The 23073-nt window shown below is 71.6% G+C and carries 23 protein-coding genes; 12 read left to right on the top strand and 11 right to left on the bottom strand.

Annotated features, from left to right (window positions below):
• Positions 1-59: 59 nt before the first annotated feature.
• Both AB0I71_RS30725 and guaB read right to left on the bottom strand, forming a co-directional pair.
• Complete coding sequence (locus tag AB0I71_RS30725) at positions 60-1178, bottom strand: GuaB3 family IMP dehydrogenase-related protein (protein ID WP_099849731.1); 1119 nt, start codon at positions 1176-1178, stop codon at positions 60-62.
• Between the two features lie 36 nt (positions 1179-1214).
• Complete coding sequence (gene guaB, locus AB0I71_RS30720; RefSeq protein ID WP_357590610.1) at positions 1215-2777, bottom strand: IMP dehydrogenase; 1563 nt, start codon at positions 2775-2777, stop codon at positions 1215-1217.
• A 197-nt stretch (positions 2778-2974) separates the two neighbouring features.
• On the opposite strand from guaB, the gene AB0I71_RS30715 reads away from it, so the two are divergent.
• On the top strand, positions 2975-3385 hold the full coding sequence (locus tag AB0I71_RS30715) for a DUF5319 domain-containing protein (protein WP_332907181.1): 411 nt from the start codon (positions 2975-2977) through the stop codon (positions 3383-3385).
• A 43-nt stretch (positions 3386-3428) separates the two neighbouring features.
• On the opposite strand, the gene AB0I71_RS30710 is transcribed toward AB0I71_RS30715, so the two are convergent.
• Positions 3429-4229 (bottom strand): helix-turn-helix transcriptional regulator, encoded by an 801-nt coding sequence (locus AB0I71_RS30710; protein WP_357590607.1) that lies wholly within the window; start codon positions 4227-4229, stop codon positions 3429-3431.
• 252 nt (positions 4230-4481) lie between these two features.
• Here AB0I71_RS30710 and AB0I71_RS30705 point away from each other — a divergent pair, with 252 nt between their 5' ends.
• A complete protein-coding gene (locus AB0I71_RS30705) occupies positions 4482-4865 on the top strand; it encodes a WhiB family transcriptional regulator (RefSeq protein ID WP_357590605.1) in 384 nt (127 codons plus the stop codon).
• A gap of 188 nt (positions 4866-5053) precedes the next feature.
• Here AB0I71_RS30705 and AB0I71_RS30700 read toward each other — a convergent pair whose 3' ends face one another.
• The 3 genes from AB0I71_RS30700 to groES form a co-directional block, all read right to left on the bottom strand.
• Positions 5054-6736 (bottom strand): molybdopterin-dependent oxidoreductase, encoded by a 1683-nt coding sequence (locus tag AB0I71_RS30700; protein ID WP_357590603.1) that lies wholly within the window; start codon positions 6734-6736, stop codon positions 5054-5056.
• A gap of 249 nt (positions 6737-6985) precedes the next feature.
• Positions 6986-8635, bottom strand: coding sequence for a chaperonin GroEL (gene groL, locus AB0I71_RS30695; RefSeq protein ID WP_357590601.1), 1650 nt, complete (start codon positions 8633-8635; stop codon positions 6986-6988).
• Between the two features lie 71 nt (positions 8636-8706).
• Positions 8707-9021 (bottom strand): co-chaperone GroES, encoded by a 315-nt coding sequence (gene groES / locus AB0I71_RS30690; RefSeq protein WP_089155197.1) that lies wholly within the window; start codon positions 9019-9021, stop codon positions 8707-8709.
• Between the two features lie 371 nt (positions 9022-9392).
• Between groES and AB0I71_RS30685 the strand changes: the two genes are divergently transcribed.
• The 10 genes from AB0I71_RS30685 (at position 9393) to AB0I71_RS30640 (ending at position 19639) form a co-directional block, all read left to right on the top strand.
• Positions 9393-10193, top strand: a complete 801-nt coding sequence (locus AB0I71_RS30685) for a helix-turn-helix transcriptional regulator (RefSeq protein WP_357590599.1) — start codon at positions 9393-9395, stop codon at positions 10191-10193.
• A complete protein-coding gene (locus tag AB0I71_RS30680) occupies positions 10184-10375 on the top strand; it encodes a DUF397 domain-containing protein (RefSeq protein ID WP_357590597.1) in 192 nt (63 codons plus the stop codon). The genes AB0I71_RS30685 and AB0I71_RS30680 overlap by 10 nt, the downstream gene beginning before the upstream one ends.
• Before the next feature lie 281 nt (positions 10376-10656).
• Positions 10657-11847 (top strand): methyltransferase domain-containing protein, encoded by a 1191-nt coding sequence (locus AB0I71_RS30675; protein WP_357590595.1) that lies wholly within the window; start codon positions 10657-10659, stop codon positions 11845-11847.
• Between the two features lie 71 nt (positions 11848-11918).
• Positions 11919-12398 (top strand): Cys-tRNA(Pro) deacylase, encoded by a 480-nt coding sequence (ybaK, locus tag AB0I71_RS30670; protein WP_357590593.1) that lies wholly within the window; start codon positions 11919-11921, stop codon positions 12396-12398.
• 208 nt (positions 12399-12606) lie between these two features.
• Complete coding sequence (locus AB0I71_RS30665) at positions 12607-13707, top strand: substrate-binding domain-containing protein (RefSeq protein WP_357590591.1); 1101 nt, start codon at positions 12607-12609, stop codon at positions 13705-13707.
• Between the two features lie 104 nt (positions 13708-13811).
• Positions 13812-14630, top strand: coding sequence for an ATP-binding cassette domain-containing protein (locus AB0I71_RS30660; RefSeq protein WP_357590589.1), 819 nt, complete (start codon positions 13812-13814; stop codon positions 14628-14630).
• A complete protein-coding gene (locus AB0I71_RS30655; RefSeq protein WP_357590587.1) occupies positions 14627-15886 on the top strand; it encodes an ABC transporter permease in 1260 nt (419 codons plus the stop codon). Before AB0I71_RS30660 ends, AB0I71_RS30655 begins: the two co-directional genes overlap by 4 nt.
• Before the next feature lie 28 nt (positions 15887-15914).
• Complete coding sequence (locus AB0I71_RS30650; protein ID WP_357590585.1) at positions 15915-17096, top strand: ROK family transcriptional regulator; 1182 nt, start codon at positions 15915-15917, stop codon at positions 17094-17096.
• A 143-nt stretch (positions 17097-17239) separates the two neighbouring features.
• Positions 17240-17977 carry a DUF4142 domain-containing protein gene (locus AB0I71_RS30645; RefSeq protein ID WP_357590583.1) on the top strand — a complete coding sequence of 246 codons (738 nt, stop codon included), beginning with the start codon at positions 17240-17242 and terminating at the stop codon, positions 17975-17977.
• 18 nt (positions 17978-17995) lie between these two features.
• Positions 17996-19639 (top strand): copper resistance protein CopC, encoded by a 1644-nt coding sequence (locus AB0I71_RS30640; RefSeq protein ID WP_357590581.1) that lies wholly within the window; start codon positions 17996-17998, stop codon positions 19637-19639.
• Between the two features lie 45 nt (positions 19640-19684).
• On the opposite strand, the gene AB0I71_RS30635 is transcribed toward AB0I71_RS30640, so the two are convergent.
• From AB0I71_RS30635 to AB0I71_RS30615, 5 genes are all read right to left on the bottom strand, one after another.
• Positions 19685-19939, bottom strand: a complete 255-nt coding sequence (locus AB0I71_RS30635) for a hypothetical protein (protein ID WP_357590579.1) — start codon at positions 19937-19939, stop codon at positions 19685-19687.
• 13 nt (positions 19940-19952) lie between these two features.
• Positions 19953-20999, bottom strand: coding sequence for a tRNA (adenosine(37)-N6)-threonylcarbamoyltransferase complex transferase subunit TsaD (gene tsaD / locus AB0I71_RS30630; protein WP_357590577.1), 1047 nt, complete (start codon positions 20997-20999; stop codon positions 19953-19955).
• A 6-nt stretch (positions 21000-21005) separates the two neighbouring features.
• On the bottom strand, positions 21006-21458 hold the full coding sequence (rimI, locus tag AB0I71_RS30625; protein ID WP_357590575.1) for a ribosomal protein S18-alanine N-acetyltransferase: 453 nt from the start codon (positions 21456-21458) through the stop codon (positions 21006-21008).
• Between the two features lie 23 nt (positions 21459-21481).
• Entirely contained in the window at positions 21482-22159 is a 678-nt protein-coding gene (tsaB, locus tag AB0I71_RS30620; protein ID WP_357590573.1) for a tRNA (adenosine(37)-N6)-threonylcarbamoyltransferase complex dimerization subunit type 1 TsaB, read from the bottom strand.
• 143 nt (positions 22160-22302) lie between these two features.
• On the bottom strand, positions 22303-23073 hold a 771-nt coding region (locus tag AB0I71_RS30615; protein WP_357590571.1), incomplete at its 5' end, for a glycoside hydrolase family 11 protein.

The following is a 23073-nucleotide window of genomic DNA, read 5'->3' as shown; positions in this document are numbered from 1 at the left end:
AACGGGCATCAGCTACTCAACCGGGTGCCACAACTGCATGATCGGCGCGGTGGGTCAGGTCAGCGGTCCAGGACCAGGCCGACCTTCTGGAACTCCTTGAGGTCGCGGTAGCCGCACTTGGCCATCGCGCGGCGCAGGCCGCCGAAGAGGTTGAGCTGGCCGTCCGGCTCGTCGGCGGGGCCGAAGAGCAGGCGCTCCATGGAACCGAGCGGCTCGCCGGCCGCCTCGAAGGCGCCGCGGGGCAGCGACGGGTGGCTGGCCGCCGAGTGCCACCAGGACCCGCCGGCCGGTGCCTCCTCGCACAGCGACAACGGCTCGCCGAGCATCACCGCGTCCGCGCCGCAGCCGAGGGCCTTGGCGATGTCGCCGGAGGTCCGGATGTCGCCGTCGGCGATGAGGTGCACGTACCGGCCGCCGGTCTCGTCGAGGTAGTCGCGCCGGGCCGCGGCGGCGTCGGCGATCGCCGTGGCCATCGGTACCCGGATGCCGAGCACCGACTCGGTGGTGGACCACTCGTCCCCACCGATACCGATGATCACGCCGGCCGCGCCGGTGCGCATCAGGTGCAGGGCCGTCTTGTAGTCGGTGCAGCCGCCGACGATCACCGGAAGGTCGAGGTCGGCGATGAACTCCTTGAGGTTGAGCGGCTCGTCGGTGGTCGAGACGTGCTCGGCCGAGACGATGGTGCCCTGGATGACCAGGATGTCGACGCCCGCGTCGAGGATGACCGGCGCCAGCGCCAGGGTGTGCTGCGGGGACACGCGCACCGCCACCGTGCCACCGCCCTCGCGCAGCTCACGGACCCGCTCGGTGATCAGATCCGGCCGGATCGGCTCGGCGTACACCTCCTGGAGCCGTTTGGTGGCTCGGGCGTCCTCGTCCAGACCGCCGAGCTCCTCCAGCACCTTGCTCGGGTTCTCGTAGCGGGTCCACAGCCCTTCGACGTTGAGCACGCCGAGCCCGCCGAGCTGACCGAGCCGCACGGCCGAGGCCGGGCTCATCGTCGCGTCGGAGGGATGCCCGACGCACGGAATGCCGAACTGGTACGCGTCGAGCTGCCACCCGGTGGAGACGTCGTCGACGTCCCTGGTCCGGCGGGACGGCACGATGGCGATGTCGTCCAGGTGGTAGCCGCGTTGCGCGGTCTTACCCAGCCCGATCTCGACCACGTCACGCATGGGCACTCCAGATGTGTTCGGGGGTGGTGGGAGGGGTCAGCGGGTGTGGTAGTTGGGCGCTTCGACGGTCATCTGGATGTCGTGCGGGTGGCTCTCCTTGAGCCCGGCCGCGGTGATCCGGATGAGCTGACCCCGCTGGTGCAGCTCGGGGATGCTCTCCGCGCCCGCGTACCCCATCGCCAGCCGCAGGCCACCGACCAGCTGATGGGCCACCCGGGCCAGCTGCCCACGGTACGGCACCTGCCCCTCGACGCCCTCCGGGACCAGCTTCTCGTCGCTCGTCACGTCCTGCTGGAAGTAGCGGTCCTTGGAGTACGACTTGGCCTGCCCACGGGACTGCATGGCACCGAGGGAACCCATCCCGCGGTACGTCTTGAACTGCTTGCCGTTGACGAAGATCAGCTCACCGGGGCTCTCCTCGCAGCCGGCCAGCAGGCTGCCGAGCATCACCGTGTCCGCACCGGCGACCAGGGCCTTGGCGATGTCGCCGGAGTACTGGATGCCGCCGTCGCCGATGACCGGAACGCCGGCCGGGCGGGCCGCCCGAGCGGCCTCCATGATCGCCGTGATCTGCGGAACGCCGACGCCCGCCACGATCCGGGTGGTGCAGATGGCCCCCGGGCCGACACCTACCTTCACGCCGTCGGCTCCGGCGTCGACGAGTGCCTTCGCACCGGCGTAGGTCGCCACGTTGCCACCGACGATGTCGACGGCGACGTCCTTCTTGAGCCGGCTGACCATCTCCAGCACGGCGCGCTGATGACCGTGGGCGGTGTCCACGATGATGACGTCGACGCCGGCGTCGACCAACGCCCGGGCGCGCTTGTACGCGTCCTCGCCGACACCGATGGCCGCCGCCACCCGCAGCCGCCCCGCCTCGTCCTTGGTGGCGCTCGGGTACTGCTCGCTCTTGGTGAAGTCCTTGACGGTGATCAGCCCGCGCAGCTTGCCGGAGCCGTCGACGATCGGCAGCTTCTCGACCTTGTGCTGGCGCAGCAGGCCGAGCGCCTCGTCCTTGCTCACCCCGACCGGGGCGGTCACCAGCGGCGCCTTGGTCATGATCTCGCGGACCGGCACGGCCGGGTCGGAGACGAAGCGCATGTCCCGGTTGGTGACGATGCCCACCAGCTGCCCCTCGGCGTCCACCACCGGCACCCCGGAGATGCGGTAGCGACCGCAGAGCTGGTCGACCTCGCGCAGGGTGTCCTCCGGGCTCGCCGTCACCGGATTGGTGATCATCCCGGACTCGGAGCGCTTGACCAGGTCGACCTGGAGCGCTTGGTCCTCCACCGAGAGGTTGCGGTGCAGCACGCCGATGCCGCCCTGACGGGCCATCGCGATCGCCATCCGGGCCTCGGTGACCGTGTCCATCGCGCTGGACAGCAGCGGGATGGAGAGCGAGACGTTGCGGGTCAGCCGGGTGATCGTGTTCACCCGGCTGGGCACCACGTCGGACTCGCCCGGCTGGAGCAGCACGTCGTCGAAGGTCAGCCCCAGTGGCACCACCCTGGCCGAACCGGCGGGCAGCTCGGGCAGATGGCCGCCCAGCTCGCCGCCCTCGATGCCGGCGGAAAGGTCGGTACGGGGCGAATTCTCCACGATTGCTCTCCTGAGCTGCTCGAACCGGGCTTCAGCGAGGTGGCACGGGGGGCACCGGCGAACGCCGGGCGAGGGTGCGTCAGCCTCATCGTACCCACTGAAGCTTTCTCCACCTGAACCGCGCGGCACCCGCACCGGTAACGGCTCGCGCGACCGGGGGACAGGCGTCAACGGTGGCATGGGACTACGGTGAGAGGGTGCACGACGATCCCATCGACCCGTTCACCGGCGACCCGACCGATCCGGCGGCCGACCTGGACGCCCCCGGCGACGACGCGCCGCTGGACCCGCTGACCGACGTCGAGCGCCAGGATGTGCTGGAGGACCTCGCCGACCTGGAGATCTACCAGGCGCTGCTCGCGCCGATCGGCGTACGCGGGCTCGTCATCGAGTGTGAGGACTGCCGGGAGCCGCACTACTTCGACTGGGATCTGCTCCGGGGCAACCTGCGGCACCTGCTCAGCTCGGGGCGTCCCCGGGTGCACGAGCCGGCCTACGATCCCGACCCCGATCACTACGTCACCTGGGATTACGCCCGCGGCTACGCCGACGGCGTGCACGACACCCTCAGCGAAGGCACCGAGGACGAGCCCGGCGCGGACCGCTGACCGGCCACCACCGGTTCAACCCGGGACAGCTCGGCCGGCGAGGTCAGGCGACCAGCCCGGCCCGGAAGCCGGCGGCCACGGCGTGCGCCCGGTCGCGGGCGCCGAGCTTGCGGAACAGCCGCCGGGCGTGGGTCTTCACGGTGTCCTCGGAGACGAACAGTTCCCGACCGATCTCGGCGTTGCTCTTGCCCTCGGCCATACCGAGCAGCACCTGTAGCTCCCGCTCGGTGAGGCCGATGGCGGACCGGTCGGTCCGGGCCGGCGACGTCGGCTTGTCCGGCTCGGACTCGGCACCCGGCTCAGCGGGGTCGTCGCCACGCTGCGCCGGCACCATCGCCGGTCCGCCTGCCGCGTCCGTCCCCGGCCAGGCGGTCGGCGCCTCGCCTCCGGTGCGACCACCGGGCGCGGGCCGGGCCGGGCTTCCGACGGCCGCAGCATCCCGGGCGGGATCAGCGATCCGGTGCCGGTTGGCCCGGCCGGGCGCGGCCAGCAGCAGCAGGGCCTTGGCGACGGCACTTGTCAGATCCTGGTCGACACCCTGGATCAGTCCACGCGCCCCGGCGCCGATCGTCGCCGCCGCCGCCTCGGCCTCCTCGGCACCGAGCAGCAGGACGGCGGCCTGCGGCGCGCGGGCCAGCACCCGACGGACGAAGCCGACGCTGTCGGGGCGGGTGAGCGCGGTGTCGGCGAGCACCACATCGGCCGGACGCTCGGCGAGCCGCAACATCACCTCGGGGTCGGAGACCGCCGTCCGGACGGCACCCGACAATCCCAACCGCGCTGCCGCGGAGGTCAGGTGCTGCGCCGCAAGGGGCGTTCGAACGCACACGAGAACGGTACGCACAGGCATCTCCTCTCCGCTGACGAGCAGACCATGAGCAGCCCTGGTCGGGAGGAGGTTCCGGGCAATCCTCCCAACTTTTCCGACAGATAGGGCATATGCCGCAATCTGCCAAGTGTTTTGGATCAAAGACGTGTGAGGCGAGAGGCACCCGGGTACGGAGTGGCCAGGCCGGGAACGGTGCGCCTGCGCGGCCCGCCGCCCGGACAACCGGCCACGAGTGTCTCGCGGTGCCGCGCGAGAGGAGGGGTGCTGATGTCGAACGTACGTAGACTGCCCGGACCCATCATCGACCTCTGGGACTGGCAGCGGCTCGGTGCCTGCCGAGGCCGCGACAGCGCCCAGTTCTTCCACCCCGACGGTGAGCGGGGCTCGTCCCGGCTGCGCCGGGAATCCTCCGCCAAGGCCGTCTGCCGTACCTGCCCGGTCCGCGCCGAGTGCGCCGCGCACGCCCTTGCGGTACGCGAGCCGTACGGCGTCTGGGGTGGCTTCAGCGAGTCCGAGCGGCTGCGCCTGCTCGCGGTCGGCTGGGAGGACCTCGCCGACCGCCGACAGACCCGCGTCGACATCAACCGGCTGGAGGCCCGGCTGGGCAGCTCGCACCGGTCGACGATGCCCATCCAGCGCAACGTCGCCTGACCAACCGAACCACCGACGCCGCGTCCCGACCCGGACGCGGCGTCGCCATGTCCGGCCGCTGCCGCTACCGGCTGGTTGATCATGAGGTTGTTGTCGCCCCACCGGCGTGTCGATGAACAACTTCATGATCAACCGGTGCGGTCGGGGGCCGGCGTTCCGGTTGGGCGGGGGTGGGGTGCGGGGTGGGGTCAGGTGACGGTGAGTGTGACGGCGTGCCAGCCGGTCGCGCCGTCCGGGGCGACACCGCGCGGCTCGCCGGTCTGCGGCTCGCCGGTGCTGTCCGTCGCCCGGACCTGGAGGGTGTGCTCGCCCGGGGTGGCCTGCCACTGCCACGACCACTGCACCCAGGTGTCCACCGAGATCGTCGGCGCCAGTTGGGCCTCCTGCCAGGGCCCGTCGTCGACGCGTACCTCGACGCGGTCGATGCCCCGGTGCTGCGCCCAGGCGACGCCCGCGACCGTGACCGGGCCGGCGGCCGGGCGGTTGCGCGGGCGGGGCGTGTCGATCCGCGACTGCGTCTTCACCGGCCCCTGCGCCGACCAGCCCCGGGGAACCCAGTACGCGTCGAAGTCGGCAAAGCTGGTCAGCTCCAGTTCCGTGATCCACTTGCACGCCGACACGTAGCCGTACAGGCCCGGCACCACCATCCGGGCCGGGAAGCCGTGCTGCACCGGCAGCGGCTCACCGTTCATGCCGACGGCGAGCAGTGCGTCCCGCCCGTCGCGCAGCGCGGCGGTCGGCGTGCCGCAGGTCCAACCGTCCACCGAACGCCCGACCACCTGGTCGGCTCCGTCCAGCGGCGCCACCTCGTCCAGCAGCTCCCGAATTGGTACGCCGAGCCAGCGCGCGTTGCCGATCAGGTCGCCGCCGACCTCGTTGGAGACGCAGGCAAGCGTCACGTACCGCTCCACCATGGGCCGGGCGAGCAGATCGGCGTAGCTCAGCGTGACCGGGTTGCGGACCCGGCCGTGGATGCGCAGCTGCCAGGTCTCCGGATCGACCTGCGGCACCACCAGCGCGGTGTCGATCCGGTAGAAGCTCCGGTTCGACGTGACGTAGCTGGCCAGCCCGGGCTGGCCCAGGTCGGCGCCGGCCGGCACCGGTGGCGCGGTGGAGACCGGGGCCGGCAGGGTGATCGCCTCGCGGGCGGCCGACACCCCCTGGCGGCCGGCCAGCCACCGCCCGGCGACTCCCCCCACGGCAGCCACCCCGAGCACGGTGCCGACACCGGTGAGGAACCGCCGCCGCGAGTCCGGGTCGACCCGCCGCCCCGGCCCTCCCGGGGCCGACGGGCTTCCGGCGGACGCGGTCGGGTCGGTCGCCGCGCCGCCGGGTACCCCGGCGGTTCCGACCGGATCCTGGTCCGGCACGGCAGCGGCGGGACCGGTCACCGACGGCGGGCCGGCCGGTGTCGGTGGGGACCAGGGCCACGGGTCGAGTTCCAGCGGACCGGCGACGAAAGCCCAGAGCACCAGCCCGCCTACCGCCGCACCGACAAGTGACGGCAGCACGTCGGCGGCGTCCGCACCGGCCCGGGTCAGGGCCGCCGCCGCGCCGATCCCGCCGAAGACGACGATGCCGGCCAGGCCCGCCGTCAGCCGGCGGGCGGCCAGCATGCCCAACAGGGCGGCGAATCCGCCGAGCAGCAACGCCGTACCGACAAGCAGGGCAATCTTGTCGTAGGTGCCGAAGACCTCGATGCCGAACCGCTTGACCGGCTCAGGCGCGGTGTCCACCACGAGACCGCCGACCGCCACGAGCGGCGACGACCGGGGGCCGGTCAGGACGGCAACCAGTTCGGCGGTGCCGATGGCCGCCGCTGCGGCGGCGACGCCGGCCAGGGCGGCGAACCGGGGTGTCGTGCTGCTCACCCGCCAAGTGTTTCCCACCGGCCACCGGTCCGGTAGTCGGCGTCAGCGTTCGTAACCTCTCGTCACCGGTACGCCGGCCCCGACCCACGTCCGACGCCCGGCGGGAGCCGCGTCCGACGCCGTCCGGCACGACCGAGGCCGGGCCGGATCCACAACTGACGCCAGGCGGGAGCCGCGACCGCCCCGTTCACGCGCGTGGGGCGCACCGTCTTGTCGACGGTGCGCCCCACGTCCGGCGTACGGCAGGGCTCAGAAGCCCGGGCCGTGCTGGTGGCTGTGACCGTGGCCGTGCGAGTGGCCGTGGCCGCCCGCGGCGGGCTCCGGCTCGGCCGGCTTCTCCACCACAAGGCTCTCGGTGGTGAGCAGCAGACCGGCGATCGACGCGGCGTTGGTGACCGCGTTGCGGGTCACCTTGACCGGGTCGATGATGCCGGACTTGGTCAGGTCGACGTACTCGCCGACGGCGGCGTCGAGGCCGTGGCCCCAGTCCTTGCCGGTGACCTTCTGCACGACCACGTAGCCGTCGTGGCCGGCGTTCTGGGCGATCCAGCGCAGCGGCTCGACGAGTGCCTTACGCACGATCGACACGCCGACCTTCTCGTCGCCGGTGAAGCCGAGGTCGTCGTCGAGCACCGGCAGGATCTGCGCCAGGGCGGCACCGCCACCGGGGACCGTACCCTCCTCGACCGCGGCCTTGGTCGCGGCGATGGCGTCCTCGATGCGGTGCTTGCGCTCCTTCATCTCGACCTCGGTGGCCGCGCCGACCTTGACCACCGCGACACCGCCGGAGAGCTTGGCCAGCCGCTCGGCGAGCTTCTCCCGGTCCCACTCGGAGTCCGAGGCCTCGATCTCCTTGCGGATCTGGGCGACCCGGTCGGCCACCTCGCTGGCCTGGCCACCACCCTCGACGATCGTGGTGTTCTCCTTGTCGACCACGATGCGCCGGGCGCTGCCCAGCACCTCCAGGCCGACCTGGTCGAGCTTGTAGCCCAGTTCCGGGGCGACCAGCTCGGCACCGGTGAGGATCGCCATGTCCTGGAGCATCGCCTTACGGCGGTCACCGAAGCCGGGCGCCTTGACGGCGCAGACCTTGAGGGTCTTGCGGATGGCGTTGACCACCAGGGTGGACAGCGCCTGGCCCTCGACGTCCTCGGCGATGATGAGCAGCGGCTTGTTGTTCTGGAGGACCTTCTCCAGCAGCGGCAGCAGCTCCTCGATCGCGGAGATCTTCTGCGTGGTGATCAGGACGTACGCGTCCTCCAGGACCGACTCCTGCGACTCCGCGTCGGTGACGAAGTTCGGCGAGATGAAGCCCTTGTCGAACTGAAGGCCCTCGGTGACGTCCAGCTCGGTGTGCAGGGCGGAGCCTTCCTCGACGGTGATCACACCGTCTCGGCCGACCTTCTCCATCGCCTCGGCGATCAGCTCACCGATGGTGGCGTCCTGCGCGGAGATCGTCGCGACGTGCGCCACCGACTTCTTGTCGGAGACCTCGACGGCCTTGCCCAGCAGCGCCTCGGAGACCTTGGTGGCGGCGGCGTCGATGCCCCGCTTGAGGCCGGCCGGGTTGGCACCCGCGGTGACGTTGCGCAGGCCCTCGCGGACCATGGCCTGGGCGAGCACGGTCGCGGTGGTGGTCCCGTCGCCGGCGACGTCGTTGGTCTTGGTCGCCACCTCCTTGACCAGCTGCGCGCCGAGGTTCTCGTACGGGTTGGTGAGCTCGATCTCCTTGGCGATGGTCACGCCATCGTTGGTGATCGTCGGCGCACCGAATTTCTTGTCGAGGACGACGTTGCGCCCGCGCGGCCCGAGGGTGACCTTGACCGCGTCGGCGAGCGCGTTGACACCGTGCTCCAGCAGGTGCCGGGCGTCGTCCGAGAAGCTCAGGATCTTCGCCATCTATGTCCCTTCGAAAGCGACGTTGCCCCGGCCCGGCGAGCCGGACCGGGGCAACGACACTGATCGGTTGCTTACTTCTCGATGACCGCGAGGACGTCGCGGGCGGAGAGCACCAGGTACTCCTCGCCGGCGTACTTGACCTCGGTGCCGCCGTACTTCGAGTAGAGAACGGTGTCGCCGACGGAGACGTCGATCGGCACGCGGTTGCCCTTGTCGTCGATCCGGCCCGGGCCGACAGCGAGGACGGTGCCCTCCTGCGGCTTCTCCTTGGCGGTGTCGGGGATCACGATGCCCGAGGCGGTGGTGGTCTCGGCCTCGTTCGCCTGGACCACGATGCGGTCCTCGAGCGGCTTGATCGCAACCTTGGTCGCGGTAGTCACGGGCATACCCTCCTGGGGTACTTGGTTTCGTTGCCGATCGGCATGCCGACCGGCGTCAATCTGCCACATGCCACCGGGCGGGGCCGTCGTCGCGGGTGCCGGTCCGCCTGGCGTTCAACCCCCGGACACCAGGGCCCGAAGGTTGGCACCCTCAGGGTGAGAGTGCTAATCGCAGGTTATTCCTCGGCTAGCACTCCGTCAAGGAGAGTGCCAATCCACCACCCTCGTGTCGTCACGCTCGCGCACCCGTACCGCCACTCTTTTCGCAGTCTTCCGCCGCCGTTCGCCAGGGTTGACCGCAACACGCCGACAGTCACTTCCCCGTCGATCGACCACCCCTTACTCTCCGGCGCGACCACGTCACGGAGGGCGGACAGATGGCGGACGTACCAACCCTGGGATTCCTACGCGACCAGTTGCGCCGGGCCCGCAAAGTGCGCGGGCTCAGCCAGGAGGAGTTGAGCAAAATGATCAACTACTCTCCGTCGGCGGTGAGCGCGATGGAGATCGGCCCGAACCAGCTGAGCGCCGACTACCTGGCCCGGTTCGACAAGGTGCTGGAGACCGGCGGCCTCTTCGTCGGGATGCTGGAGCTGATCCGGCTGCACGCCGAGCCGGACTGGTTCCGGCCGTGGGGCGAGATCGAGCGGGAGGCGGTCGCGCTGCGCTGGTACGACCCGGCAGTGGTGCCGGGCCTGCTCCAGACCGAGGCGTACGCGCGGGCCATGCTCCGGGCCGGTCCACCGCTGACCGACGAGCAGATCGAGAAGCGGGTGCTGGCCCGGATGGCCCGGCAGGAGGTGCTCGCCCGCGAGGATCCACCGCAACTCGTCGCGGTGCTCGACGAGCAGGTGCTGCGCCGGCAGGTCGGCGAGCGCGCGACAATGCGCGAGCAGGTGGAGCACCTGCGCAGCCTCGCCGACCGCCCGCACGTCCAGGTGCGGATCATCCCGGCCGAGACCCCGTGGTACGTCGGACTCAACGGCCCCTTCGTGCTGGCCCGGCTCGCCGACGGCACCGAGGTGGCACACCTGGACAACCAGCTCCGGGGGCACACCGTGGACAGCCCGAACGACCTTGCCAGCCTGGGGCGGCGTTGGGAGACTGTGGCCGGTGAGGCGCTGCCGCGCCGGCAGTCCGCCCGCCTGATCGAGGAAGTGGCGAAGTCATGGACCTGACCCGTGCCGCCTGGCGCAAATCCTCCCGCAGCAACAGCAACGGCGGCGCCTGCGTCGAGGTCGCCGACAACCTGCCCGGCGTGGTCGCCGTGCGCGACAGCAAGGATCCGGCCGGCCCGGCGCTCGGCTTCACCCCGGCCGCCTGGCGCGCCTTCATCGCCCCCCACCGCCCCACCCACTGACTTCACCCGACACGGCATCCGGCTGCGCCGTTCCCGCCCCGCGCGCTCCCCCGGCCGCCCCGGCTCGGCTCGGCTCGGCCTACAGAGTTGCCCGCCCCTCCCCCACCGATGTGCGCGAGTTGCGGCATGATGCGCCCTCCCGCTGACGCGATAGCCCGAGATGCCGCAACCCACACCCTCCCACCGGGCCAAAGGCCCGAGATGCCGCACGTCGCGACCGGCCTGCACCACGAACAAGAGGCCGGGCGGGGTGGACGAGGGTGGGGCGGAAGAATGGGCGGGTGGATCTGGAGCAGTTCGCCGCGTTGCTTACCCCTGAGGGGTCGGCCGCGCTCGACGCGGCGGTCCGGGTGGCCGGCGGCGATCCGCTGGCTGCGGCGGCGGCGCTGCGCTCGGCGGGGGTGCCGGCCGGGCTCGCGGCGGCGGCGCTGACCCAGGCGGAGCTGCGCCGCCGGGCGACCGGCAAGTTCGGGCCCGCGGCGAACGGCATGTTCTTCACCCGGCCGGGACTGGAGCAGGCCACCCGGCAGGTTGTCGCCGACCGGCGCGCCCGGCGGCTGCGCGCCGCCGGGGTGGCGACGCTTGCCGACCTGGGCTGCGGGCTGGGGGCCGACGCGCTCGCCGCCGCCCGCACCGGCATCCGGGTGTACGCGGTGGAGGCGGACCCGCTCACCGCCGCGCTGGCCGAGGCGAACGCGCAGGCCGCCGGGCTGGCCGACCTCGTCACCGTCGAGTGTGGCGACGCGACCGCGTTCGACGTGACAGGGGTCGAGGCGGTCTTCTGTGACCCGGCCCGACGCCGGGCCGGTACCGGCCGACGGATCTTCGACCCGAACTCGTACTCGCCGCCGTGGGACTTCGTGACCGGCCTGGCCGAGCGGGTGTCGCACACGGTGGTGAAGGTCGCGCCGGGGATCGACCACGCGTTGATCCCGCCCGGTGCCGAGGCCGAGTGGGTGAGCGTCGACGGCGACCTGGTCGAGGCGGCCCTCTGGTGCGGTGAACTGGCCGAGCTGCCCCGCCGCGCGACAGTGCTCAAGGAGAAGCTGCCGGCGGCGCACCAGCTGACCGGGTCAGGGACGCGGGAGGCACCGGTCGGACCGGTGCGCAACTTCGTGTACGACCCGGATCCGGCGGTGGTCCGGGCTCACCTGGTGGCCGAGCTCGCTGCCGAACTGGACGCCACGTTGGCCGATCCGACAATCGCCTACCTCTACGCCGACGCGGCCCGGCCCACGCCGTACGCCCGCTGCCTGGAGGTGACAGACGTGCTGCCGTTCTCCCTCAAGCGGCTGCGGGCGCTGTTGCGGGAGCGGCGGGTCGGCCGGGTGGAGATCCTCAAGCGCGGCTCCGCACTGGAGCCCGAGCGACTCCGGCGCGACCTGCGGCTGGCCGGCGACCAGCCGGCGAGCCTGGTGCTGACCCGTACCGCGGGCGCCCCGACGGTCCTGGTCTGCCGCCCGGCGATCTGAACGCCGACCCTGCGCACCACCGGCTGGGAAGACACTGGTTCGGGCCTCGGGCCGGGGCTAGGTTGGCGGACATGGCGGGACGTGGCACGCCGGCGACCGCGCTGCTGGCGAAGCGGAAGGTCGACCATCGCACCCATCCGTACGATGTCTCGCCTGACGAGCCCAACTACGGCGCGCTTGTCGCCGCCGCGCTCGCGGTGGCACCCGAGCGGGTCTTCAAGACCCTGGTCACCGAGGTCGACGGGGCGTTGACCGTGGCGGTGGTGCCGGTCACCGGCGATCTCGATCTCAAGGCACTCGCGGCGGCCGTCGGCGGCAAGCGGGCGACGCTTGCCGAGCGGGCGGCGGCCGAGCGGGCCACGGGGTACGTACGCGGCGGCATCAGCCCACTGGGTCAGCGGCGGCGGCTGCCCACGGTCCTCGACGTCTCCGCCCTGGAGCATCCGACGGTGTACGTCTCGGCCGGGCGGCGGGGACTCCAGGTGGAACTTGCCCCCGCGGCCCTGGTCGCGCTCACCGGCGCGGACACCGCGCCCCTCGCCGCCACCTGATCCGCTCGGCGCCTCCGCAGTCGACCGGACACCGGTACCGGAACACGGACGGTGGCGGCACGGTGTCGAGGGCGTTGCTGAATTGTTACCGCCGACAACAAACTCGTGACCGGCTCACTCTTGTGCTGGCGTGTGGGGCGCAATACGTTGCCGGACACAACAAAACAAAACACCGACACCCTTCCCCACCCTCGAAAGGACCCTGCACATGCGCAAGGGCTTCCTCGCCGTCGGTACCGTGGGCCTGCTGGCCCTCGGCAGCCTGACGGCCTGCGGCGACGATTCCGGCGGCGACCAGGCCGGCTCCGGCTCCGACAAGACCCCGAAGATCGGCGTGATCCTGCCGGACAGCAAGTCCTCCGCCCGCTGGGAGGGCGCCGACCGCAAGTTCCTCCAGGCCGCCTTCGAGGCCGCCGGCGTCGACTACGACATCCAGAACGCGCAGGGCGACAAGACCCAGTTCCAGACCATCGCCGACCAGATGATCACGAGTGGCGTCACCGCGCTGATGATCGTGAACCTGGACTCCGGCACCGGCAAGGCCGTCCTCGACAAGGCCAAGTCGCAGGGCGTCGCCACCATCGACTACGACCGCCTCACCCTCGGCGGCTCGGCGGAGTACTACGTCAGCTTCGACAACGAGGCTGTCGGCAAGCTCCAGGGCGAGGGCCTGGCCAAGTGCCTGACCGACCAGAAGGCGGAGAAGCCGGTCGTGGCGTACCTGAACGGGTCGCCGACCGACAACAACGCCACCCTGTTCAAGAACGGGTACGACTCGGTCCTCAAGCCCAAGTTCGACGCGAACGAGTACACCAAGGGCCCCGACCAGTCCGTGCCGGACTGGGACAACGCCCAGGCCGCCACGATCTTCGAGCAGATGCTGACCCAGACCGGTGGCAAGATCGACGGCGTGCTCGCCGCCAACGACGGCCTCGGCAACGCCGCGATCTCGGTGCTGAAGAAGAACAACCTCAACGGCAAGGTCCCGGTGACCGGCCAGGACGCCACCACGCAGGGCCTGCAGAACATCCTCGCCGGTGACCAGTGCATGACCGTCTACAAGGCCGTCAAGCAGGAGGCCGACGCCGCCGCCGAGCTGGCCATCGCGCTGGCCAAGGGCGAGCGCAAGGAGACCGGCCAGACCGTCAAGGACCCGGAGGGCAACCGGGACGTGCCGTCGGTCCTGCTCACCCCGCAGGCGATCTACAAGGAGAACGTCAAGGACGTGATCGCCGACGGTTTCGTGACCAAGGAAGAGGTCTGCACCGGCGACTTCGCCAAGCTCTGCACCGAAGCGGGCATCAGCTGACCTCACCCGCCTAAGGTGGCGCCGCCCGGCACGGTAAGCCCGTGCCGGGCGGCCTGCCGCCGCTGGACGGGCTCCGATCTCCCTCCGTGACAAAGGAGAACCCCGTGTCCGCGACCCCTCTGCTGGAGCTACGCGGGATCGACAAGAGTTTCGGTCCCGTCCAGGTGCTACGCGACGTCGCCTTCGCCGCCTACCCGGGCGAGGTCACCGCGCTCGTCGGTGACAACGGCGCCGGCAAGTCGACCCTGGTCAAGTGCATCAGCGGCATCTACCCGACCGACGCCGGGCAGTTCGTCTTCGACGGCCGGCCGGTGAACATCCACAGCCCACGCGACGCCGCGGCGCTCGGCATCGAGGTCGTCTACCAGGACCTCGCGCTCTGCGACAACCTCGACATCGTGCAGAACATGTTCCTCGGCCGCGAGAAGCGCAGCGGCATCGTCCTCGACGAGCCGACAATGGAACAGATGGCGGCCGAGACCCTCGCCGGGCTCTCCGTACGCACCGTCAAGTCGCTGCGCCAGCACGTCTCCAGCCTCTCCGGCGGCCAGCGCCAGACGGTGGCGATCGCCAAGGCGGTGCTCTGGAACAGCAGGCTGGTGATCCTGGACGAGCCGACCGCCGCGCTCGGCGTCGCGCAGACCGCCCAGGTGCTCGAACTGGTCCGGCGGCTGGCCGACAACGGCCTGGCCGTCGTGCTCATCTCGCACAACATGAACGACGTCTTCGCCGTCTCCGACCGCATCGCCGCGCTCTACCTCGGCCAGATGGTCGCCCAGGTGAAGACCACCGACATCACTCACGCGCAGGTGGTCGAACTGATCACCGCCGGCCGCTCGGGCGAACTCGGGCTCGCCAGCGAACCGGCCACCAACGGCAACGGCGCGGCGCCGGCCGACAGCACCACGGGAGGCGTCTCATGAGCACCACAGCCGTCAAGCAGGACGGTCCCGCCGCCGTCACGCCGACGCCTTCCGTCGGCAGCCACGTCCGCGACTACTGGCGACGGGTACGCGGTGGCGACATCGGTGCCCTGCCCGCCGTCCTCGGCCTGCTCGTCCTCTGCACGGTCTTTGCGATCATGCGGCCCTCGTTCCTCAGCGCCGGGAACTTCGCCAACCTGTTCACCCAGGGCGCGGCGGTCACCCTGATCGCGATGGGGCTGGTCTTCGTCCTGCTGCTGGGTGAGATCGACCTGTCGGCCGGCTTCGCCAGCGGCGTCTGTGCGGCGGTGCTGGCAAATGTGGTCACCGTGCTCGGATACCCCTGGTACGTCGCGGTGATCGCCGCTGTGCTCACCGGCGTGGTGATCGGTACGATCCTCGGCCTCCTGGTCGCCAAGATCGGCATTCCGTCCTTCGTGGTCACCCTGGCTGGCTTCCTGGCCTTCCAGGGCGTGGTACTGCTGCTGATGGAGCAGGGACGCAACATCTCGGTGCGCGACCCGGTGCTGGTGGCGATCGCCAACCGCAACCTGCCCCCGGTGATCGGCTGGGCGCTCGCCGCCGTGGCCGTCGCCGGTTACGCCGCCGTGCAGTTGCTCCGCCACCGCAATCGCGCCGCGCGTGGCCTGATCACCGACCCGATCACGGTGGTGCTCGCCCGGATCGGCGGGCTGGCGGTCATCCTCGGCCTCGCGGTCTACGTGCTCAACCTGGAGCGCAGCCGCAACGTCCTGATCAGCTCACTCAAGGGCGTGCCGATCGTCGTGCCGATCATCGCCGTGCTGCTCATCGTCTGGACCTTCGTGCTCCAGCGCACCAGCTACGGCCGGCACATCTACGCGGTCGGCGGCAACAAGGAGGCCGCCCGCCGGGCCGGTATCAACGTGGACCGGATCCGCATCTCGGTCTTCGTCATCTGCTCCACGATGGCCGCGATCGGCGGCATCGTCGCCGCGAGCCGGGCCAACTCGGTCGACCCGAACACCGGTGGCAGCAACGTGCTGCTCTACGCCGTGGGTGCGGCCGTGATCGGTGGAACCAGCCTCTTCGGCGGCAAGGGCCGGGTGCTGGACGCGGTGCTCGGTGGTGCCGTGGTCGCGGTGATCGACAACGGCATGGGCCTGATGGGCTACAGCTCGGGCGTCAAGTACGTGGTCACCGGCGTGGTGCTGCTCCTGGCGGCCAGCGTCGACGCGTTGTCGCGCCGACGCGCCGCAGCCAGTGGTAACCGCTGATCCGCTCCACCGAAAGTAGTCACAACCGATGCGCGTGGGACCGAGCCAGGACGAGATTCGTCGGCAGAATCTCGGCGCCCTGCTGCGCTTCGTGCACGTGCACGGTGCGACCACGCGCGCGGAACTGACGACCGCGCTGGGGTTGAACCGGAGCACCATCGGCGCGCTCACCGCCGACCTCGCCGCGGCCGGCCTGGTGACTGAGGGGGCGCCGAGGGAAACTGGCCGGGCCGGACGACCGTCGCTGGTCGTCCGGCCCGAGTCGGACCGGATCTTCGCGTACGCGTACAGCATCGAGGTGGACCGGCTGCGGGCCGCCCGGGTCGGGCTGGGCGGCGCGGTGCTCGACCGCCGGGAATTGGACCGCCCACGCGGTCTCACCGCCGCGGAGGCCGCGCCGCTGCTGGCCGGCGCGGTGAAGGAGATGCGCCAGGCGTTGCCGGAGGACGCCGTCTGCGTCGGTGCCGGAGTGGCGGTCTGCGGCATGGTCCGCCGCGACGACGGCCTGGTCCGGCTCGGGCCGACCACCGGCTGGGTGGACGAACCGATCGGCACGGCTCTCGGCACCGAACTCGGAGTCGACGTGCCGGTCACTGTCGGGAACGTGGCCGACGTGGCGGCCTTCGCCGAGCACGCCCGTGGCGCGGCAGCCGGCTGCGACAACGTCATCTACCTCTACGGGGACGTCGGCGTCGGTGCCGGGATCATCGCCGGTGGCCGGCGACTGACCGGACACGGCGGCTACAGCGGCGAGGTGGGCCACATGGTGGTGTCCCGGGACGGGGCCCGCTGCGAGTGCGGCAACCGGGGGTGCTGGGAGACCGAGATCGGCGAGCACGGGCTGCTCCGGGCCGCCGGCCGTTCCGACGCCCGGGGCCGGGAGGCGATGCTCGCGGTCTTCGACGCCGCCGACCGCGGGGACGCCCGAGCCCAGGTCGCGGTACGGCAGGCCGGTGACTGGCTCGGCTTCGGCGTCGCCAACCTGGTGAACATCTTCAACCCGGAGATGGTCATCTTCGGCGGTACCATGCGCGACCTCTATCTGGCCGCCGCCGCCCAGGTGCGCAGCCGGCTCAACTCGAACGGGCTGCCCGCCTGCCTGGAACACGTCCGGCTGCGCACGCCGAAGCTCGGTGAGGACGCGCCCCTGGTCGGTGCCGCCGAACTCGCCTTCGACCGGCTGCTGGCCGACCCGCTCGACGTCGGCTGACCTCCACTTCACGTTTTCGCGAGCCGGTTTCGCCAACCGGTGAACTGATCGGCCAGACAATCCGTACCAGTGTGCGGACGGCCGACGGGGTGCGGCGTCCATCGCTCAACTGATCGGTTCTCGTCCGAGGAGGCGCCGCAGACATGGCACCGCTGGATTCCACTCGTCGCCGGCAGGGCAACCGGTCCCGTCGCTTGGCGGTGCTGCTCACCACGATCGCCGCAGCTCTCGTCGTCCTGCCCGGCGTGGCGCTGGGCGCACCCGCCGCTCAGCAACTCGCCGCCGCCGACCAGGCCCTGCTCGACGGGGTGCGGCTGGCCGGGCTCTGGGAGATGCCGGCCGGGCAGATGGCCGCCGAGAAGGGCCAGTCCCAGGTGGTCCGGGAGATCGGCGCGGAGATCGCCCGTCAGCACGAGGAGTTGGACCGACTCACCGTGGAGGCCGCCAACAAGCTCGGCGCGACCATCCCCAACCAGCCGACCGCCGAACAGCAGGGCTGGCTCAACGAGATGAAGGACGCCAGGGGCGCCCGCTTCGACCAGATCTTCGTCACCCGGCTGCGGGTCGCCCACGGCAAGATCTTCCCCGTGGTCAGCGCGGTGCGGGCCAGTACCCGCAACGATGTCGTCCGCGACCTGGCCAACGCGACGAACAAGTTCGTCGGCGACCACATGATCATGTTGGAGAGCACCGGGCTGGTCCGCTGGGCGGAGCTGCCGCCGGCCGCGCTGCCGGCCCCCGGCAACGACGGCCTGCTCGCCGCCGCGTCGGCCAACACCGGCCCGCAGATCGGCGTCAGCAACACGCTCATCTGGGCGATCTTCCTCGGCGCCCTCGGCACCGGCGGCTTCCTCACGTACCGCATGTTCCGCCGCAGCTGACCGCCACCACCCCGACCGATGACCGCCCGCACCCGAGCCGCTGCCCTGCTCGGGCTGGCCCTCATCGCACTGTGCGCCGCCCTGGGCCCCGCCGGCCCAGCGGCGGCGCACGCCGTGGTGGTGGCCACCACCCCGCAACGCGACGAGGTGCTCGGGTACGCGCCGCGCGAAGTGCTTGTCACCTTCAGCGAGAACATCGCCGTGGTCCCCGGCCGGGTGCAGGTCCTCGCCCCCGACGGCAAACGGATAAACGTCGGCGAACCTGAGGTCCGGGACGGGACCATCCGGATCGCCCTGCGGCCCTCGGATCGTCCGCTCGGCACCTACCTGGTCAGCTACCGCGTCATCTCGGCGGACAGCCATCCGGTCTCGGGCAGTTTCACCTTCGCCGCCGGAGCACCGTCGGCGACCCCACCCGAGCCGCCCCTGGCGGAGTCCGAGTCGCCGGCCGGGGTGCTGGTACCGGCGGCGAAGTACCTCGGGTACCTGGGGCTGCTCCTGGCGGTCGGCCCGCCGCTGCTCACCGCGACCCTCTGGCCCCGACGCCGGTCCCGACGCGGGGCGACGATCGCGGCGCTTGTCGGGCTCGGGCTGGTCGCCGCCGGTACGGTCGGCACCTGGATCGGGCAGGCCGCTCAGGTGGTCGGCACGCCGGTCGGTCGGCTCTCCGCCGCCGACCTGCGCGCGGTCGCCGACACCGACGTCGGAGTGGTGCTGGCGGTACGCCTGGCGCTTGTCGGACTCGCCGCGGTGCTGCTGCCGGCGGTCACCCGGGGCACCGCCGGCCGCTGGCGGACCGGCGCGTTGGCGGCGGTGGGCGTGGCCGGCCTGGTGACCTGGCCACTGGCGGGGCATCCGATCGCCTCGCCGGTACCGCCGGTGAGCATCGCCCTGACCACAGTGCACATCGCCGGGGTCACCGTCTGGCTGGGTGGGCTGCTCACCCTCACCGTGTTCCTGCTCCGGGGCACCCACGAACGGGTCCTCGCCCGCATCCTGCCGGCCTGGTCCAGGTGGGCCACGCTGGCCGTGGCCTGGCTCGTCACCGCCGGAATCATTCAGGCCGCGATCGAACTCGGCCGGCCCTCGGCCCTGTGGGGCAGCACCTACGGCCGCCTGCTGCTGGCCAAGGCGGCACTGCTGGCCGGGGTGCTGGCCGTCGCGGCCGGACAACGCCGGCTGATCCGCCGCCGGGTCGCGGCGAGCCGGCCCAGGTGGGTGGCCCGGGCGGCCGGCGTGGAACTCGCCGTGACCGCGGTGGTGCTGGCGCTGACCGCGGTGCTGGTGCAGACGCCCCCCGGCCGCGCCGCCGGTACGGCGGCCGACGGGGTGACCCGGGAGGGCGTCGCGCAGTCGCTCACCACCGACCTGTTCACCCTTCAGTTCGACGTCTACCCGGCGGTCGCCGGCACCCCGAACAGCCTGCACGCGTACGTCTACACCCCGCAGGCGAAGGAACTGCCGGTGGCGGAGTGGACAGTCACCGCAGCCCTGCCGGAGGCCGGCATCGAGCCGATCACCGTCGACGTGTTCGCGCTGGAGCCGCACCACGGCAGCGCCGAGATCCACTTCCCGGTCGCCGGTGACTGGACGCTGCGGATCAGCGCCCGGACCAGCGAGATCGACCGCTCCACCGCCACCACCACGGTGACCATCCGCTGACCGGCGCGTTCCGGCGCCGCGTCAGCGGTCAGCCCCGGGGTCGCGTCAGCGGTCGACCTGGGTGAAGTCCCAGGAATGCGGCTGCCGGGCGAGCAGCATCACCGGCGGGTCCGGCAGCGGCCGGGGGCTGCTGCGCCACTTGGAGATCACCACGACCCGGTGGTCGGTGGAGGTGAAGACCTCGCTGGACAGGTGCAGCGGGTCGTGCTCGAACTCGGGCAGCGCGCTGTCGCAGACCCAGGTGATCAGGTCGGTGAGCGCGTACGGCTCCGCCCGCGCCTCCCACATCCGTACGATCACGTCGCCGTCCTCCTCAGACGCTGACAGTGGTCAGCGGCATGGCCGAATCCGCGGGCAGGTCGAGCCGGCTGGGCGCGACACCCGAGGCGACCAGGTGCGAGCCGAGGGCCGCCACCATCGCGCCGTTGTCGGTGCAGAGGCCGGGCCGGGGCACCCGGACCCGGATGCCGTGCCGGGCGGCCCGCTGCTCGGCCATCGCCCGCAGCCGTGAGTTGGCCGCCACTCCCCCGCCGATCACGAGCGTCTCCACACCCCGACCTCGGCAGGCGTCCAGGGCCTTGTCGACAAGCACGTCGCAGACCGCCTCCTGGAACGACGCGGCGACGTCCGCGATCGGAACCGGCTCGCCGGCCCGCTCGCGGGCCTCCACCCACCGCGCCACAGCGGTCTTCAACCCGGAGAAGGAGAAGTCGTGACGGTGCGCGACGAGATCCTTCGCGGCGGTCAGGCCACGCGGGAAGGCGATCGCCGCCGGATCACCGGCCCGGGCCTCCCGATCGATGTACGGCCCACCTGGAAACGGCAGGCCGAGCAGGCGGGCCACCTTGTCGAACGCCTCGCCGGCCGCGTCGTCGATGGTGGCGCCCAGCGGGGTCACCCCCCGGGCCAGGTCGTCGATCAGGAGCAACGACGAGTGGCCGCCGGAGACCAGCAGCGCGATCGCCGGCTCGGGCAGCGGACCGTGCTCCAGCGTGTCCACCGCGACGTGCGCGGCGAGATGGTTGACTCCGTAGACCGGCTTCTCGGCGGCCACCGCGTACCCCTTGGCCGCCGCCACCCCGACCAGCAGCGCCCCGGCCAGACCGGGCCCGGCGGTGACCGCGATCGCGTCGATGTCGGCGAGCGTCACCCCCGCCTCGGTCAGCGCCCGCTCCATTGTCGGCACGATGGCCTCCAGGTGCGCCCGGCTGGCCACCTCCGGCACCACTCCGCCGAACCGCGCGTGCTGGTCCACGCTGGACGCGAGCGCGTCGGCGAGCAGGGTGTGCCCGCGTACGACACCGACGCCGGTCTCATCGCACGAGGTCTCGATGCCGAGGATCAGTGGTTCGTCAGCCATGGGGTCTCAGTCCTGGGTGCGCTGCATCACCAGCGCGTCGGTGTTGCTCGGTTGGTAGTAGCCGCGTCGTACCCCGATCGGCTCGAATCCGTGCATCGCGTAGAGCCGCTGGGCCGGCGCGTTGTCGGCGGCGACCTCCAGCAGCACGGCGCGTACGCCTACCCGGTTGGCCTCGGCCAGCAGCGCCTCCAGCAGCAGCCGGCCGATCCCCCGGCGCTGCGCGTCCCGCCGGACCGCGACACACTGCACCCACGCCTCGTCGGGCGGGGCGATGGCGAGCCCGGCGTAGCCGAGCACCGCGCCCTCGCCGTCGGTCGCGACCCGGTAGAAATGCCCGTGGGCCAACTCGTTCCAGAACATCGGTGCCGACCACTGCTCGGCACCGAAGAGGTCCGCCTCGATCGGCAGCACCTCGTCGATGTGCCACCAGCGGAACCGGCCGAGTCGCACCTCGCTCACGACAAGACCGCTCTGCCCGCGGCTCACGGCAGGACCGGTTTGCGCGCGGTCGCCGCCACCGCGTCCGGGCGACGCAGGTAGAGCGGCGTCAACGGGTCACCGGGCGCGCCGGTGCGGATCCGCTCGGCGGCCAGGGTGGCCAGCGCGATCGCGTCCGGGTAGCGCGGCTCGGGTCGCAGCGGCAGCCCGAGGACCTCGGCGTAGCGGTGGGCACCGTCGCCGACGGCAGCGGTCACGCCCAGATCCCGGGCCCGATCGGCGGCCACCGTCGGTGCACCGACCTCCGGCCCGACGAGACGTTGGCCCGCGCCGTCGTAGACCGCCCAGTAGATCTCCCGGCGCCGCGCGTCGCTCGCCGCCAGCACCGGCTCACCGGCCGCCGCAGGGTGGCCGATCGCGTCCAGCGAGCAGACACCGTAGGCGGGAATGTCGAGCACCTGACTCATGGTGGCGGCGGTGACCAGCCCCACCCGCAGCCCGGTGAAGGGGCCCGGGCCGAGCCCGGCGACGATCGCGTGCAGGTCGGCCGGCCGGGCGGCGACGTCGGCGAGCACCGCGTCGACCTGCGGGGCGAGCAGTTCGCCGTGCGCCCGAGCGTCGACGGTGCACCGGTGCGCCCGGGGCGTGACGCCACTCGCGGTGACCTCGACGAGCGCCGCGGTCACCGCCGGGGTCGAGCTGTCCACCACCAGTACGAGCACAATGACCCAGCCTAGCCGCATCGCCTCCGGCCCTTGGACGCCCGCCCGCCATCGCCGCCGGGTCGTAGCGCTCGCGCGCACCGCTGTGGTTCTCAAGGAGGCACGGGGCCAGGCCCGTCAGCGCCTGGCCCCGAACCGACGGATCAGTTGCGGCGGCTCCACTGCTGGTTTGCTCCACCCCAGCAGCTGTACAGCTGGATCAACGCCCCGTTACCGCTGCCACCGGCATCGAGGCACAGCCCTGACTGCACTCCGGTGATCGTGCCGTTGGAGTTGATGTTCCACTGCTGGTTCGCGCCACCGTGGCAGTCGTAGATGGTCACCCGCGTGCCGTTGCTGGTGCCCTGATTCGCGGCGTCCAGGCACTTGCCGTTCACCGTCAGCTGGCGGCTCGAGGTGTGGGTGAACCGCTGGTTCGAGCCACCCCAGCAGTCGTACAACTGGAGCTGGGTGCCGTTGCTGGTGCTCGAGTTCGGCACGTCCAGGCACCGGCCGGACTGCTGACCGACGATCATCTGGCCGCTACCGCCACTGGGCGGCGGGGTGGTCGGGTTGCCCGGGTTGCCGGGGTCGGAGCTGCCGCCCTCCCGGACGGTGATGTCCGAGCTTCCCTGGCTCTGGTAACCCTCGGTCGCCATGATCTGGTAGTAGTGGTTGCCGAGGTTCAGCCCAACGCGGGCCCAGGCGTCGAAGTGGTTGGCGGTGGTGATGGTGCCACTGCTGCGCTTCTGCTGCCGGACGCTCCAGTACTGGTAGAACGTCTGGGTGCCGTCGATCGAGGGCTGGTTCACCCGCTGGCTGCGCAGAATGTCGTAGGTACCACCGTCGGTGGTGACGCTACCGAGCCGGGTGGCACCACTGCTCGGGTTGTAGCTACCGAAGTTCTCGACGATGTAGTACTCGACCAGCGGGCT

The sequence above is a fragment of the Micromonospora sp. NPDC049891 genome (assembly GCF_040660295.1).
GTDB lineage: Bacteria > Actinomycetota > Actinomycetes > Mycobacteriales > Micromonosporaceae > Micromonospora.
The sequence above is the reverse complement of the archived record's forward strand: the minus strand, read 5'-3'. Positions and strand labels throughout refer to the sequence as shown.